The sequence below is a fragment of the Pseudoalteromonas sp. S4741 genome (assembly GCF_005886135.1).
Classification (GTDB): Bacteria; Pseudomonadota; Gammaproteobacteria; order Enterobacterales; family Alteromonadaceae; genus Pseudoalteromonas; species Pseudoalteromonas tetraodonis.
Window position 1 is genome coordinate 1 of record NZ_PNCN01000092.1, and the last position, 14,762, is coordinate 14,762.

Annotated in this window: 14 protein-coding genes and 1 pseudogene; 9 read left to right on the forward strand and 6 right to left on the reverse strand. The window is 40.4% G+C overall.

The window, feature by feature from the left end; genetic code table 11:
* The first annotated feature begins 178 nt into the window (after window positions 1-178).
* Window positions 179-1,648: a DNA recombination protein RmuC gene (locus CWC30_RS13065; RefSeq protein ID WP_138627304.1), complete on the forward strand. Its 1,470-nt coding sequence runs from the start codon at window positions 179-181 to the stop codon at window positions 1,646-1,648.
* Between the two features lie 104 nt (window positions 1,649-1,752).
* Complete coding sequence (locus tag CWC30_RS13070) at window positions 1,753-2,550, forward strand: DODA-type extradiol aromatic ring-opening family dioxygenase (RefSeq protein WP_138627305.1); 798 nt, start codon at window positions 1,753-1,755, stop codon at window positions 2,548-2,550.
* 255 nt (window positions 2,551-2,805) lie between these two features.
* Here the strand turns inward: CWC30_RS13070 and CWC30_RS18805 are convergent, their stop codons facing one another.
* Window positions 2,806-3,123, reverse strand: a complete 318-nt coding sequence (locus tag CWC30_RS18805) for an MBL fold metallo-hydrolase (RefSeq protein ID WP_249929866.1) — start codon at window positions 3,121-3,123, stop codon at window positions 2,806-2,808.
* Window positions 3,105-3,428, reverse strand: coding sequence for an MBL fold metallo-hydrolase (locus tag CWC30_RS18810; RefSeq protein ID WP_249929867.1), 324 nt, complete (start codon window positions 3,426-3,428; stop codon window positions 3,105-3,107). The genes CWC30_RS18805 and CWC30_RS18810 overlap by 19 nt, the downstream gene beginning before the upstream one ends.
* A gap of 169 nt (window positions 3,429-3,597) precedes the next feature.
* On the opposite strand from CWC30_RS18810, the gene CWC30_RS18815 reads away from it, so the two are divergent.
* From CWC30_RS18815 to drt2, 4 genes and pseudogenes are all read left to right on the forward strand, one after another.
* Window positions 3,598-4,107: a LysR family transcriptional regulator gene (locus CWC30_RS18815; protein WP_249929868.1), complete on the forward strand. Its 510-nt coding sequence runs from the start codon at window positions 3,598-3,600 to the stop codon at window positions 4,105-4,107.
* 156 nt (window positions 4,108-4,263) lie between these two features.
* Window positions 4,264-4,488 (forward strand): annotated as a pseudogene (locus CWC30_RS18820) (LysR substrate-binding domain-containing protein); the annotation flags it as partial.
* A 134-nt stretch (window positions 4,489-4,622) separates the two neighbouring features.
* Window positions 4,623-6,959 (forward strand): S9 family peptidase, encoded by a 2,337-nt coding sequence (locus CWC30_RS13085; RefSeq protein ID WP_138627306.1) that lies wholly within the window; start codon window positions 4,623-4,625, stop codon window positions 6,957-6,959.
* A gap of 590 nt (window positions 6,960-7,549) precedes the next feature.
* On the forward strand, window positions 7,550-8,830 hold the full coding sequence (gene drt2, locus CWC30_RS13090; protein WP_138627307.1) for an antiviral reverse transcriptase Drt2: 1,281 nt from the start codon (window positions 7,550-7,552) through the stop codon (window positions 8,828-8,830).
* 35 nt (window positions 8,831-8,865) lie between these two features.
* Here drt2 and CWC30_RS13095 read toward each other — a convergent pair whose 3' ends face one another.
* Together CWC30_RS13095 and CWC30_RS13100 are read right to left on the reverse strand one after the other, a co-directional pair.
* Window positions 8,866-9,153 (reverse strand): helix-turn-helix domain-containing protein, encoded by a 288-nt coding sequence (locus CWC30_RS13095; RefSeq protein ID WP_138627308.1) that lies wholly within the window; start codon window positions 9,151-9,153, stop codon window positions 8,866-8,868.
* Between the two features lie 433 nt (window positions 9,154-9,586).
* Window positions 9,587-9,898, reverse strand: a complete 312-nt coding sequence (locus tag CWC30_RS13100) for a hypothetical protein (protein ID WP_036983562.1) — start codon at window positions 9,896-9,898, stop codon at window positions 9,587-9,589.
* A gap of 109 nt (window positions 9,899-10,007) precedes the next feature.
* Between CWC30_RS13100 and nhaR the strand changes: the two genes are divergently transcribed.
* Complete coding sequence (gene nhaR, locus CWC30_RS13105) at window positions 10,008-10,901, forward strand: transcriptional activator NhaR (RefSeq protein ID WP_138627309.1); 894 nt, start codon at window positions 10,008-10,010, stop codon at window positions 10,899-10,901.
* A 166-nt stretch (window positions 10,902-11,067) separates the two neighbouring features.
* Here the strand turns inward: nhaR and CWC30_RS13110 are convergent, their stop codons facing one another.
* Window positions 11,068-11,877, reverse strand: coding sequence for a sulfite exporter TauE/SafE family protein (locus CWC30_RS13110; protein ID WP_036983564.1), 810 nt, complete (start codon window positions 11,875-11,877; stop codon window positions 11,068-11,070).
* 463 nt (window positions 11,878-12,340) lie between these two features.
* Here CWC30_RS13110 and CWC30_RS13115 point away from each other — a divergent pair, with 463 nt between their 5' ends.
* Both CWC30_RS13115 and CWC30_RS13120 read left to right on the forward strand, forming a co-directional pair.
* Window positions 12,341-13,315, forward strand: a complete 975-nt coding sequence (locus CWC30_RS13115) for a DUF1852 domain-containing protein (protein WP_138627310.1) — start codon at window positions 12,341-12,343, stop codon at window positions 13,313-13,315.
* A 31-nt stretch (window positions 13,316-13,346) separates the two neighbouring features.
* Entirely contained in the window at window positions 13,347-14,387 is a 1,041-nt protein-coding gene (locus CWC30_RS13120; RefSeq protein WP_138627311.1) for a methionine synthase, read from the forward strand.
* Between the two features lie 193 nt (window positions 14,388-14,580).
* Here CWC30_RS13120 and CWC30_RS13125 read toward each other — a convergent pair.
* The coding region (locus tag CWC30_RS13125; protein WP_213084645.1) for a transposase at window positions 14,581-14,762 on the reverse strand (182 nt) is incomplete at its 5' end.

Below are 14,762 nucleotides of genomic sequence, written 5' to 3' on the forward strand. Positions count from 1 at the left end.
AGTTGATATGTTGTTTTACAAGTTTCATGTTGATTTCCCTGTTTGATTACTAATTTAGTAATATTGAGCCAGCTTTACTAGCTGGCTTTTTTTATGCGCTTAATTTAGTGTTTTACCCTACTGCTAAAGAGCGTAATTCGTTATGATGGCATGTCACTAAATTTTAAAAGTTTATTCTATGTTTACTTCGTTTTTATCCCATTTAGATTGGTTAAGTGTTGCTACTGGCGCTTTAGCCGGTATGGCTATTTTCAGCGTTGTATCAGTCCAGTTAAGCAAAAAAATAAAGCGCCAAGTGAGTGAGCAGCAGCAACAGTTATTGTTATTACAAAGCCAGTATGAGCATACGCAAAATCAATATGCCTCTTTAGTGGAAGAGCACGACTTGTTAGGGCTTACTCATCAAGAGCAACGTGATCAGGCGCAACATTTTAAAACGCGATTAACTGAGCAAGAAAAACAAAGCCAACTTTATAATCAATATTGGCGTAAAGCCGAAGCCGAGCTAACCGCCCTGCGCGAGCAATACAATCTGCGCGATGTCGAGCTTAATAATATACGCACTACCCTTGAGCAAAAGCAGCAACATTTCAGCGAGCAACTGGCTCACATAGAGCAAAGTAAAGAAACGCTTAAAAAAGAATTCGAAAATTTAGCCAATCAAATCTTAGAAGAAAAATCGCAAAAATTTAAAACCCTCAATCAAGAAAGCATAGAGCAGTTACTCAAGCCGGTTCAAGGTGAGCTAAAAGGCTTTAGAGATAAAATGGAATCTATTCACGTTGAAGACTTAAAACAACGTGCAGCACTTAAAACCGAGCTATTACAATTACAAGCCAAAAGCCAAGCCATTACCGAGCAGGCTGACAAGCTAAGCAATGCCTTACAAGGGCAAAAGAAAACCCAAGGTAATTGGGGTGAACTCATGCTTGAAAACGTGCTTGATAGCGCAGGACTTCGAGCTGGCACAGACTATAAACGCGAAGTGTCGTTTAATACCGAAGATGGTCGTCTTCGTCCTGATGTGGTGGTGTATTTACCCCAAGGTCGGCACTTAGTGATTGATGCAAAAACATCGTTAAATGCCTATACCCGCTACGTAAATGCCGAAACAGAGCTGGAATCTCAACAAGCGATTAAAGAGCATGTAAATGCCGTAACTGCCCGTATAAATGAGTTGGCCAGTAAATCGTATGACCGTTTACCAGGGATAAACTCGCCTGAGGTAGTTATTATGTTTGTACCGATTGAATCCGCCTTTGTAGAAGCACTTAAATACCAAAGCGACATTTACCAGCAAGCAATCGAAAAAAACATTTTGGTTGCAACTCCTACTACCCTGCTAACCAGTTTAAATATTGTTAAGCAGTTATGGCGCTTTGAAGAGCAAACTAAATATTCAAAAGAGCTGGCTAATCGTGCTGAGCGTTTTTACAGTAAACTCAACGGCTTTTTAACCAGTATGGAAGGGGTGGGTAAACAGCTCGATAAAGCCAAAGAAACCTACGATAAAGCATTTTCTCAGTTATACCGTGGTAAAGGTAACTTAATTAAACAAGCCTCAGAATTTAAAGAGCTGGGTGTATCGGTGCAAAAAGAGTTACCTCAAGAAAGCGTTGAACGCGCTCACTTAGAGCTTGATGAATAAACACCACATATAATATTTTCGCACGGAGGTTGTGCGTTTATGTGGCTAGTTATTTACTAACTGCGCAGGCACTATAATAATATCTGTCCTTTAGGATTAACCACATGCAACGCCCAACCGTTTTTTTCATTTCACATGGTGGCGGCCCAATGCCATTACTAGGTGATGCCAACCATGCAGAAATGCGAGCCTGCTTAGAACAAGTTGCCGCTACAATCCCAAAGCCTTCTGCTATTTTAATGGTCAGCGCGCATTGGGAAGCTCAACCAATTAGTATAACGGCGCACTCTTCACCACCGCTTATTTACGATTACTACGGTTTTCCTAAGCAGGCGTACCAATTAACTTACCCTTGTGCTGGCCAGCCGCAACTTGCTAATTTAGTACAGCAAGCGCTCGCAACACATAATATTGACTCAAAACTCGATCCACAGCGTGGTTTTGATCACGGTATGTTTGTACCGTTAAAAATTATGTATCCAGAGGCCGATATTCCCTGTGTGCAAATATCCTTGCACCCAGGCCTTGATCCGCTGTTGCATGTTGAAATTGGTAAAGCGTTGCAAAGTATTGATTACGATAACTTATTAATTATAGGCTCAGGCTTTACCTTCCATAATATGCGCGCTTTTGGTGTTACCCAATCAAACGATGTTAACCAGCAAAATCAGGCATTTGAAAATTGGTTGGTAAGCACAATCGCAGATCAAACATTAACCGAGCAACAGCGTGAACAGCAATTATTAGCATGGCAGCAAGCTCCAGCTGCACGCTTTAATCACCCCAGAGAGGAGCACTTGTTACCGCTTCATGTATGCTATGGCGCTGCTATGTGTGCAAGCACTGAGGTATTTGAATTAAATATTGCCAATAAGCGAGCCAGTATGTATTTGTGGCAATAATAAAAAACACGCCAGACTTTGCTAGGCGTGTTTTTTGGTTCTAGTGTATTTATTACAGTGGTTAAGCGTAAGCAATTACCATTTCATTTCGCCTTTATGAACTTTAGCGCCAATGCTAAGAGCCATAGGCAATACAGTCTCTGGGTATGAGTTGGTCATTTTATCTATCAGCAGCTTACTGCTATCACTACTTTGCTTAGCGTGTGCAAAATCCTTTAAATACTGGATTGAAAAATCAATATTTGCAGCATCTAATTAGGTGTCTGCTTTCATATGCCAAGAGATCACCACGTCAGGGTTGAATGCTTTCATTTCATTAAGTTGCTTTGCCCATGCATTTTGCTCTGCCTGAGTTTGTGCATCGGCCATCCATAAATGAACATTAGCGTATACAGCCACATTCCCTAAAATAGCTTTATTATCAGGTACCCATAAATAAGGACGATGATTATGCTCACCCTCTGTGCCACGAATTTCAATGCTGTGACCTTCTATTTTTAAGCTATTACCATTAAATACCTTAGGTACGACGGGGTTTTTTGGTACGTTTTCACCTATTTTTGGGTCCAACAAGCAAGTTTACTTTGAAGCTTTGCTGCTATTTTTTGAAGCTTTGCTGCTATTTTTTGAAGCACTGCCGGTGTGGTTATAACCTCTGCCTCAGGAAAAAACTGTTGTAACACCTCAGCGCCAAAATAGTAATCAGGGTCGGCCTGGCTAATAAAAATAGTTTTTAGTTGTTTGCCAGAATCAATTACTTTGGCGGCAATGCGCAGTGCATCGGCTTTGGTAAATCCGGTATCAATTAAAATTGCAACGGTACGGCCATAAACCAGCGTGGCATTAACATGAAAGCTATTGCTGTCAGCGTTATACACGTCAAGGGTTAATGCGGTTTCGTCTGCAATAGCGATATTGCTGATTAAAGCATGCGTAGGTTCATGGTATTCTCATCATTGGTTGCTAATGCGAGCATAATAAAGGTTTGATATGTTCAGAAAAACAACCAATAATTAGCATCATTGTTTCATAAGTCGTGCAAATACTATGGATAAACTCACCGCAGCGCAGGTTTTTGTTGATGTTGCCTACTCAGGCAGTTTTACTGCCACTGCCGATCGGCTTGAAATGTCACGCCCTATGGTTACTCGTCGTATTGAGTCGGCAGAGGCATGGCTCAATACTCGTTTGCTACACCGAACTACCCGCAAAATTACACTTACCACCGCTGGCGAGGCCTGTTTACCCGAAATAGAGCAATGGTTAGCACAGGCTAATCGTTTAGTTGAACAAACTAAAAGCCAGCAACAGTTGTCAGGTAAAATACGAGTAGTGACCAGTATGTCGTTAGGTTTTGCACAATTAGCCCCTATATTTACACGCTTTATGAAACGTCACCCTAACGTGCAAATAGACATAGATCTTGAAGACTCAACCACAGATCTAATAGAGCAACGTGTTGATTTGGCTATACGTATTGCAGCCAATCCTGATCCTTCGTTAATAGGTAAACCTATTGCCGAGTGTGAATCTATATTAGTGGGTGGCCTCAGCTGATTACCTTGCAGATTATCCGCCAATAACGACACCACAACAGTTAAGCACTCATCAGTGTTTAGGCTATAAAAACTTTGACCGATATATTTGGCATTTACACAGCGGGGATGAATTTCAATCGGTTGATGTTAAATGTAATTTAAGTGCAAACGAGGCCACCACATACTTCATGCAGCCATAGCCGGTGGTGTTATTTCAGTGCAGCCTACGTATTTGGCAAATCAATATTTACTGGATGGTCGCTTGCAGCGTGTATTAGCGCCATGGACATTAAACCCAATGAAAATTTATGTGCTTTACCCTTCTCGTCAGCATATATCGACAACAGTAAGAGCACTAATCGACACGCTCAGTGAAGAATTTAAAAATCCAGCATGGTAATTAATTATAAAAGTTTGGGTTTAAACCATGGCTTTGTGCGTTAAGCATGCTGATATTGTGTACGTTATTTTGTTAAAGTAAATGTAATGAGCGCCTTAATCTATAAAGGTCAAAAGACCGAAGGAACAATAACAATGAATCTGATCAAAACATCGGGCTTGGCACTGGCCATTGTTGCGGGCTTAGGCTTGCAAGCATGTTCAAGTACTAGCATATCAACCAACAACAATGCAGCGATGAGTACCGTGAATAATCCATTAAGCCTAGCGCAAATTTATAAAGACAAAGAATTTAAAACCCAGCGTAGCACTTACTTTAAGTGGCTAGACGATGGTACCGGCTACACTGTGCTTGAAGAGCGCGAAAGTGAAAAAGAAAAAGCAGACGATAACAACGTCGATGACGAAAAAGAGCACGGCGTAAAAGGCAACGACATTGTATTTTACAATGCTGACGGCACAGGCCGTAAAGTACTGGTTGAGTTTGAAAAGCTGTTGCCAGAGGGCGCAGACGAGCCATTTGCAATCGAAAGCTATCAGTGGTCAAAAGACGGTAAATGGCTGATGGTATTTACCAACAGTGAGCAAGTTTGGCGTTCGCGCAGCCGAGGCGACTTTTGGTTACTTAACCTTGAGACAAACCAATTACAGCAATTAGGTGGTAAAGACGTTGAGCCAACTAAGTTAATGTTTGCTAAGTTCTCGCCAGATAGCTCAAAAGTGGCTTACGTACGCGATAACAATATTTATATGCAAGCGGTTGGTAGTAACGATGTAACCGCGCTCACAACCGATGGCAGTGCCACCATTTTTAACGGTAATTTTGATTGGGTATACGAAGAAGAGTTCACTATTGCCGATGGTTTTCGTTGGAGCCCCGACAACAAATCAATCGCCTATTGGCAGCTTGATACCAGTGACGTTAAATTTTTCACTATGATTAACAACACCGACGAACTGTACCCTACCCTTAAAGAATTCCCTTATCCTAAAGCCGGTGAAACCAACTCTGCCGTGCGTGTTGGTGTGGTAAGCCTTAGTGATAAACAAACCCGTTGGGCTGAGCTTGAGGGCGATAACCGCGACCGTTATATTCCGCGTATTAGTTGGGCGGGCACCGGTAATGAATTAATGATCCAAGACTTAAACCGCCCACAAAACCATAACAAAGTGTGGTTGTTTGATTGGCAAAAGCAGCAACTGACCAAAATTTTAGAAGACAAAGACGATGCGTTTATCGAATGGTTTTATAAAGCCAACTGGTCAAAAGACGGTGAGTTTTTTATTTGGCATAGCGAACGCGACGGCTGGCGTCATCTTTACCGTGTATCGCGCGATGGCAAAACTATTATCGACCTAACCCCAGGCGATTACGACATTATTGATATGCTTACCATCAATGAAGACAAAAACGTAATGTATTTTATTGCCTCGCCAAACGATCCTGGTCAGCGTTATTTATACAGCACACCGCTTGATGGCAGCAGTAAACCGGTACGGGTAACACCTGCTAAGTTTGAGGGCTCAAACAGCTACTACATGTCAAAAGATGCCTCATGGGCAATGCATACTTACTCAAAATTTGGTACGCCACCGACTAAAGAGATCATTAAAGTGAGCGATCACAGTAATGTAAAAACCTTAGTTGAAAACAGCGAGCTTAAACAAAAGCTTGCTGAGCAAAACTTACCAAAGCATGAGTTTTTTAAAGTAAATGCGCAAGATGGCACTGAGCTTGACGGCTACATTATGTTCCCTGAGAACATGGATAAAAGTAAAAAATACCCAATTGTGTTTTACGTATACGGCGAACCATGGGGCTCTACCGTGCAAGACCGCTGGGAAGGTAACAGTTACTTATACAAATCGTTACTAACGCAAAAAGGCTTTATTGTGGCATCGGTTGATAACCGCGGTACACGTGCACCAAAAGGCCGCGATTGGCGCAAATCGATTTATAAAAAAATTGGTTCTATTACCGTGCAAGACCAAGTCGACGCCCTAGATGCCATGGCTAAACGTTGGAATGTAATAGACACAGACCGCGTTGGCGTATGGGGACACTCAGGCGGCGGTAGTTCAACTCTTAACTTATTGTTCCGCCATGGTGATAAATTTAAAGTAGGGATTGCCTCAGCACCCGTGCCGGACATTCGTTTGTACGACACCATTTACCAAGAGCGTTATGCGGGCAACCCAAACATAGATCCTGAAAGTTACGATAACACCTCGCCGATTACCTTTGCTAAAAACCTAACCGGTAAGTTATTGCTTATTCACGGCACAGGCGATGATAACGTGCATTATCAAGGCTCAGAACGCTTAATTGACGAGCTTGTAAAGCACAACAAGCAGTTTGAGTTTTTCTCATACCCTAACCGCTCACATAGCCTACGTGAAGGCAAAGGCACCACCTTACATTACCACACTATGATGGCTGATTTTTTTGAAAAGCACTTACTAAACAAGTAATCGCTTTAAAAAATAAAATACTAAAGCCGCACACTAATTATTAGTGTGCGGATTTTTTAATCAAAGTGTAACGGGGGTTTACAGCAGGGTTGAAAGGTTAAAGGAGCAAGGCCAAAGGTTTTTAATTACGACAGGTTAGGTAGAGTGCAACGAAACCCAACAAAAATACAACGTTATTGGCAGGATCAAGATGTCCCCGTACTCTCCTTCAATTGGTTGCAAATAGAGTTTAGTGATATCGTCAGAATGAGGGGCAAATTGTTGATTGATATATATCATTTTATCAATTATCTTATATGTGCTTCGAGATGAGGAGAACACTCCAATTAGGCTCGGAGGTTTATAACATGTTGTCAAGTACTATCGGAACGCCACAACAGGCAAACGATAAGAACGATAAGATTACATGGACTAAGGTCTTCTGAATGTTTATGGATACCTCCAAGTTAATAGTTATATTATAATTCATGTCTAACATTACGCGGCGACGTTTTACAAGATGGTTACTTAAGTAACTTGGTTAAGCCGAGGTAAGGCGATTGGAATTGCCGCAGTTCTAAGTCTGCCTCGGTTTTGCTAGAGAGTTTATTATGGACGATAATCACCCCAGCTGGTATCGAAGAAGAGGTTATCTTCACTTTGATCTACCTATTGGTACAAAGAAAGCAATTAGCTTAACCTCCAATCCTAGCTTCGTAAAAAAGCACTCATTTTATCCCTTGATAAATTATGAGGTTAGTTCAAAAAAAATAAATAAAGATAAATTATCAGGCAAGCTTTTGGTTAAGAATAAAATGCGACCAATAGCTTATTCGTCCCATGTTGATAGTCATATTTATGCTTTTTATGCTGAAAAATTGAGTGAACTATATGAAGGGACATTAAAAGATAATGGTCTCGATAAGTCTGTTCTTGCTTTCAGAAATTTAGGAAAAAGTAATATAGATTTTGCTTATGAAGCATTTCTTAAAATAAAAGAAATGGGAGAATGCAGCGCTGTAGCGCTCGATTTTTCTAAGTTTTTTGATACTTTAGATCATAATTTACTTAAAAAATCTTGGTGTAAACTTCTCGGCCAAGAAAAACTTCCACCCGATCACTTCAATGTTTTTAAATCAATTACTAAGTTCTCGACGGTAGATAAGTTGGAGCTATATAAATTATTCTCAATTTCAAAAAATAAACCTAGAAATCAACATAAACGGATTTGTAGCTCTGAGGACTTTAGAACAAAGGTACGGGCAGAAGGTTTAATAAAACCAAATTTATGTGGGTATGGCATACCTCAAGGCTCTCCTATCAGTGCGCTTTTATCCAATATTTATATGTTGGACTTTGATTTAGAAATGAAAAAATATGCTGATATACATGGTGGTTACTACTTTAGATATTGTGATGATATGCTGTTTATTATGCCTAAAAGGCTTAAAAACAAAGTAGCAGGGTTTGCTCAAAAGCATATATCAAAGTTAAAAGTACGTATTAATCCAGATAAAACAGAGATCAGACAATTTAATAAGGTAGGAAATATTCTTAAAGCTGATAATACATTGCAATATCTTGGCTTTATTTTTGACGGTGAAAATATTTACTTACGTTCTTCTTCCCTAGCTAGATACTCGGAAAAAATGAGAAGGGGTGTTAGTCTCGCGAAGCAAACAATGAGAAAATATAATGATATCAGAGCTATGAAAGGAGCTGATGAAAAAGCTCTTTATAAAAAAAAGCTTTATAGCCGTTATACTCACCTAGGGGGACGTAATTTTATTACATATGGGCTTAGGGCTGCTAATAAAATGGAAAGTAATACAATTAAAAAGCAATTAAAACCATTATGGCGACGCTTTCATGAAGAATTGGATAAGGATTAACTAGTGCAGGTTAGCCATATTGGCGCTGTATTAGTTTATTCATGGCCAGCCACCATGTTCTGGATTTGCGTTATTAATTTACTTTTAGCCTTTTCATCGTGTTGAGGTATAACCACATCTATTTTTACCTCTAAACCTAAAGCTTCCATTAAATCAAACGCGCGGCCAATTGATAACGAACCTGTGCCATTTTCAAAATCACTTACTGTATTAATACTAATACCGGAGAAATCTCCCGCAGTTTTTTGGTCAAGCTTTTGGCTTTTTCTCACAATGCTTGCCAATTTACCTAATTGTTTTGCTGACTTTATCGTGACTTCCATTACCAATCCAAAATTCACAGTGTTTTGTGAATAATAGTTTAAAAAGTACAAAAAAGCTAATAATTCACAATATTTTGTGAATTACAGCGAAAGTTAACTCACTAAAGGATAAATTCACAGTATTTTGTGAATTAGTAAATTAATAGGCATGAACCTAATAAATTCACAATAAACTATGAATTTAGGTAATTGAAAATTTCACTCTCTTTTTAATCAAAATGTAACGGGGGTTTACAGCTGAGGTCAAAGGTTAAAGGAACAAGGTCAAAAAATTTTAGTTACGTTAAGTTTGGTATAGTCCAACAAAACCCAACAAGGAAATACTGCTCAATAGGTAATAAGTGAATCGTTTAATGTTAAACATAGCTTGGTACGAGAATAGAAATAAAAAGAGTAGCATCCATGCTACTGCAAGTGCGATATTAATAAAAAACTAAGAGCTTGGTTGCGAAGGTTGATACTTATTAACGAGAATTTGCTGTAAACTTTTTAGTGCCCGCTTTATCGCTTGCAGCATACTTCTTCCTTTTGTATTTACATTAATACTGGGTAGCCCAGGCAAAAGAATATTAATTTTGCATTGCTGCAAAGTGCCGTGGCGCTCACTCGAAAGATCATTTATTTGAATCTCAACTTTACGAATATTTAAAGCATGTTTTGCCAATTGGCTTTTTATCAACTTCAAAAGCGACATCTTTTCACTTGCGTTAATTATCTTGTTTTTAACTGTAAGTTTTAGCTTCATGCAATTACACCTTTTAATAGTAACTATGTTGCAGGCATGACTGTAATCTACTAACTTAGTGGCAAAGGAAAAAGCTGATTATTTCTTACTTTAAAACAGGTATTTTCGAATGATTACCAACATTAACTACAATCACTTATATTATTTTTGGCAGGTAAGTAAGCATGGAAGTATTGCAGCGGCGAGTAAAATACTTAATTTAACGCCGCAAACGGTCAGCTCACAAATTACTAACTTAGAGCAACGATTAGGAAAACCACTGTTTGTTCGCCAAGGGCGAGGCCTACAGTTAACTGAATTTGGCCATGTAACTCAGCAATACACCAATGATATGTTTGCTATTGCTCACGAATGGCTAGAAACCACGCAAGGTGATACCACGCAATACTCACGAACACTAAAGGTGGGTATTTCAGACGTGTTGCCTAAATCACTGGTGTCGAAGTGGCTAGCGCCTTTAATTAATAACGACCGTATTACCAACTTGCACTGTATTGACGGCCAACAAGATGAACTGCTTGCGCAAATGGCGATTCATAAGCTCGATTTAGTGTTAGCCGATAAACCACTCGATACTACTTTGCCATTTAAGGCGTTTTGCCATGAAATAGGTAAAAGCCAAATCGCTCTTTTTGGTAACGAAACATGGCATTCGCAGTTACATAAGCAGTTTCCGCAGTCTTTAAATAACAAGCCCTTAGTGCTCCCCGCAAAAGAAAGCCCTGTCGCGCGGGCTATTTATTATTGGCTGCAAGAGCAAGACATTGAAATGACAATAGCTGGCCATGTTGACGACAGCGCATTAATGAAGTCACTCGGTGAGCAAGGGTTTGGGATATTCCCTGCGCCTATTTTGGTAAGAGCCGAAGTAGAGCGCCATTACGGCGTAAATTACATTGGTACAATTGATAATGTTTATCAGCATTATTATGCCTTTACACCCGACAGGCTCATTAAAGATAGTATTTATGACGAATTTATAAAGCACGCGCAAATGACGTAGATTTTAGTTAATCGCCTTAAGATGTTAAAGGTTAAAGGTTAAAGGTTAAAGGGTTCGGACTCTAACGCTCAACACCGACGCGGGGTGAACCCGCTGCTACTAGTCGCTAATATTCTAGGTAGCAGCGGCTTTATGCCGCGTGTTTTTAAGGCTCATATAAATGCTCTTATCGAGTAAACATATTAATTGCCATTATTATTAATAAGCCGGCAAATATTTTTTTAATGGTTGAAACCGGTAAGTAGTGTGTAGCTTTAGCACCGAGTGGCGCAGTAAACCATGAGGTGCATACAATACCCAATAAAGCGGGCAAATACACAAAGCCTGCAAATCCTTGTTTTAGGCTAAATAACTGGCTGCCTGAGCTGATATAACCCATTGAACCAAACAGCGCTATCACAATGCCTGAGGCCGAGGCGCAGCCAATGGCTTTTTTCATATCAACAGAAAAAAACGTTAGTAGCGGCACTAATACTGCCCCGCCGCCAATGCCAATCATGGCAGATAACCCACCGGTTATGGTCGTATAAACACTCAGTAGCCCTTTGTTTGGTAACGGGCGCGCTATTGCGGAATCACTCTTACCTGAAAAAATCATTTTAAGTGCAATTAGCACTACGCTTACAGCAAACACCAAACGCACTACATGCTCAGGTAACAGCGCAGCCATAAAGCCACTAATGAGCGCGCCAAAGGCAACGCCTGCCATAACCCAAGGTGCAATATCCCAGGGTACATTGCCATTTTTATGATGCGCAATAGCCGACGAGGTCGAAGTAAATAAAATAGAGGCCAGCGAGGTCGCAATGGCAACCACCACCACTTGTTCAGGTGGCAAAGCATTAAAGTGCAGTAATATCATGCTGAGTATGGGTACAATAACTAGCCCGCCCCCTATTCCTAATAAGCCTGCTAAAAAACCAACACCACTGCCAAGTATGGCGCAGTAAATAATTAACACTATTAAATCACTCATTCCTTTTGTCTCTTCTCATGTTAGGGGTTGTTATGCTCTGTGGCGGTGAGTTGCGTGTAAAAAATGTTTAATAAAACAGCTAAGCTCACCAAGGTTTATTCGAGTATATCAACAACCGTTTATGCAAATGCCACTTTAAGTGCCTATAAGCATTGAATAATACTCACGTTTTGTATGAATAAATCACAACACCCATAAAAACATCTAGAAATCCAGACTTCTAAATTGGGTTTTGTCGCAGAGGGGGCGTCTACTAGCCTAATTTATTCATGCAACTTAGTAAGAGAGTGAATCTGCCTCATGTTTTACCTGAAATAATACCGTTTTTCTTCATGCTACATAGCGCGTATAAATTTATTAACTCTGCACAGCACCATTACAGCTAACCCGTTATGTCGGTTTTAACAGCGAGTAATGTGTCATTGATAAAAGCAGCAACAACTCAGATTGAAAGGATACGGCTATGAGCACTGATCTTACATTTACGATTAAAAGCACTAACTTGGATGAAAACTATCATCCATCAAATAACACACGTATTACGACCAATTTCGCTAATTTAGCAAGGGGTGAAAGCCGCCAACAAAACCTGCGTAATACCCTAAAAATGATCAACAATCGTTTTAATGCACTGGCCAGTTGGGATAACCCAGAAGGGGAGCGTTACGAGGTTGAGCTCAAGATCATTTCGGTTGATTTAAACATTGCAGGCAGTGGCCAAGCATTTCCGTCAATAGAGGTATTAAAAACCAATATTATTGACCACCAAACTAACGAGCGAATAGAAGGCATAGTGGGTAATAACTTTTCATCGTATGTGCGCGACTACGATTTTAGTGTGTTATTGCTTGAGCATAACAAAAGCAAACCGCAATTTAGTATTCCCGATAACTTTGGTGACTTACACGGCAAGTTGTTTAAATGCTTTGTAAGCTCAGATACCTATAAACAGCACTTTAAAAAGCCACCAGTTATTTGTTTAAGCGTGTCTGATAACAAAACCTATCAGCAAACCGAAAATCTGCACCCCATTTTAGGCGTAGAGTATCAGCCTAATGAGTCGTCGTTAACAGAGCAATATTTTAAAAAAATGGGCTTACAAGTGCGCTACTTTATGCCACCAAACAGCGCTGCACCGTTAGCCTTTTACTTTTTTGGTGACCTACTTAACGACTACAGCAACCTTGAGCTAATTAGCACTATTAGCACCATGGAAACGTTTCAAAAAATTTATCGTCCAGAAATTTATAACGCCAATGCCGCCGCAGGTAGCCGTTATAAACCAAATTTAAAAAATGACGATCATTCGTTAACGCAAATTGTGTATGACCGCGCAGAGCGAGGTCAATTAGCGGTTGAGCAAGGCAAATTTACCGAGCAGCATTTTATTAAGCCTTATCAGTCAGTGCTGCAGCAGTTCTCAGCAAGTATCGCTTAATCACACAACAAAATTAAAGGCAGCATTTATTATGAAAAAACTATTACCCACATCATCAGCAGGCAGCTTGCCAAAACCGTCATGGCTTGCTGAGCCCGAAACCTTATGGTCGCCATGGAAATTACAAGGCAGTGAGCTGGTTGATGGTAAACACGACGCCTTGCGTATTTCCTTGCACGAGCAACAAACCGCAGGCGTAGATATAGTCAGCGATGGCGAACAAACTCGCCAACACTTTGTAACCACCTTTATTGAACATTTAAATGGCGTTGATTTTGAAAAACGCAAAACAGTTAAAATTCGCGACCGTTACGACGCCAGCGTACCCACAGTGGTTGGCCCTGTGTTTCGCACTAAATCGGTATTTGTTGAAGACGCTAAGTTTTTACGCCAGCAAACCAGCCAACCAATTAAATGGGCACTGCCTGGGCCCATGACTATGATCGACACCCTGTATGACGATCACTATAAAAGCCGTGAAAAACTGGCATGGGAATTTGCTAAAATACTTAACCAAGAAGCCAAAGAGCTAGAAGCCGCAGGGGTTGATATAATTCAATTTGATGAACCCGCTTTTAACGTGTTTTTTGACGAGGTAAACGACTGGGGCATAGCCTGCCTAGAGCGAGCCATAGAAGGGTTAAAATGCGAAACCGCCGTGCATATTTGCTACGGCTACGGCATTAAAGCCAACACCGATTGGAAGAAAACCCTTGGCACCGAGTGGCGACAATACGAAGAAGTATTCCCTAAGCTGCAAAAATCGAATATTGATATTATTTCGCTCGAATGTCAAAACTCACATGTACCCATAGAGCTACTCGAACTGGTGCGCGGTAAAAAAATAATGGTGGGCGCAATCGATGTAGCCACCAATACTATAGAAACACCCGAAGAGGTGGCCAAAACCCTACGCGAAGCGCTTAAATACGTTGATGCCGACAAACTCTACCCCTGCACCAACTGCGGTATGGCACCCCTACCCCGCGACATCGCAAACGGTAAACTTAACGCTCTTAGCAAAGGCGCAGAGCTAGTACGTAACGAACTGTTAGCAGCGAATGTCGCTTAATTCTTAGTTAAAGCAGCTGTAAAAAGCCACGCCTTAACACATGTTGAGGTGTGGCTTTTTTAATCAAAATGTCATGGGGGTTTACAGTTAAAGTGCAAGGTCAAAGGTGAAAGGGAAAAGGTCTAAGTTCGTTGAATATTGGTTGGGTGAGTGCAGCAAACCTAGCGTAATTAACCTCAGATCTGCATAAGAATTAAAGCCGAGTCACTTTTATACTCGGCTTTTTAGTTTGAAAAGTATAGGCTATTAATCCAGCCATTAAATTAACCATAAATGAGATGCAGCTGCGGTGCCTTGTGTGGTCTATTTGAGCAATATTTTTCAGCTGGTCGAAAACTGTTTCGATGATGAAACCCGTTGATAAAATCGGTATAT

What these genes read in the sequence shown, in the direction of transcription:
- CWC30_RS13095 (WP_138627308.1), bottom strand. Translation starts at nt 9,153, where the DNA reads ATGGAAGTCACGATAAAGTCAGCAAAACAATTAGGTAAATTGGCAAGC.
- drt2 (WP_138627307.1), top strand. Translation starts at nt 7,550, where the DNA reads ATGGACGATAATCACCCCAGCTGGTATCGAAGAAGAGGTTATCTTCAC.
- CWC30_RS13110 (WP_036983564.1), bottom strand. Translation starts at nt 11,877, where the DNA reads ATGAGTGATTTAATAGTGTTAATTATTTACTGCGCCATACTTGGCAGT.
- nhaR (WP_138627309.1), top strand. Translation starts at nt 10,008, where the DNA reads ATGATTACCAACATTAACTACAATCACTTATATTATTTTTGGCAGGTA.
- CWC30_RS13070 (WP_138627305.1), top strand. Translation starts at nt 1,753, where the DNA reads ATGCAACGCCCAACCGTTTTTTTCATTTCACATGGTGGCGGCCCAATG.
- CWC30_RS18815 (WP_249929868.1), top strand. Translation starts at nt 3,598, where the DNA reads ATGGATAAACTCACCGCAGCGCAGGTTTTTGTTGATGTTGCCTACTCA.
- CWC30_RS13085 (WP_138627306.1), top strand. Translation starts at nt 4,623, where the DNA reads ATGAATCTGATCAAAACATCGGGCTTGGCACTGGCCATTGTTGCGGGC.
- CWC30_RS13115 (WP_138627310.1), top strand. Translation starts at nt 12,341, where the DNA reads ATGAGCACTGATCTTACATTTACGATTAAAAGCACTAACTTGGATGAA.
- CWC30_RS13120 (WP_138627311.1), top strand. Translation starts at nt 13,347, where the DNA reads ATGAAAAAACTATTACCCACATCATCAGCAGGCAGCTTGCCAAAACCG.
- CWC30_RS13100 (WP_036983562.1), bottom strand. Translation starts at nt 9,898, where the DNA reads ATGAAGCTAAAACTTACAGTTAAAAACAAGATAATTAACGCAAGTGAA.
- CWC30_RS13065 (WP_138627304.1), top strand. Translation starts at nt 179, where the DNA reads ATGTTTACTTCGTTTTTATCCCATTTAGATTGGTTAAGTGTTGCTACT.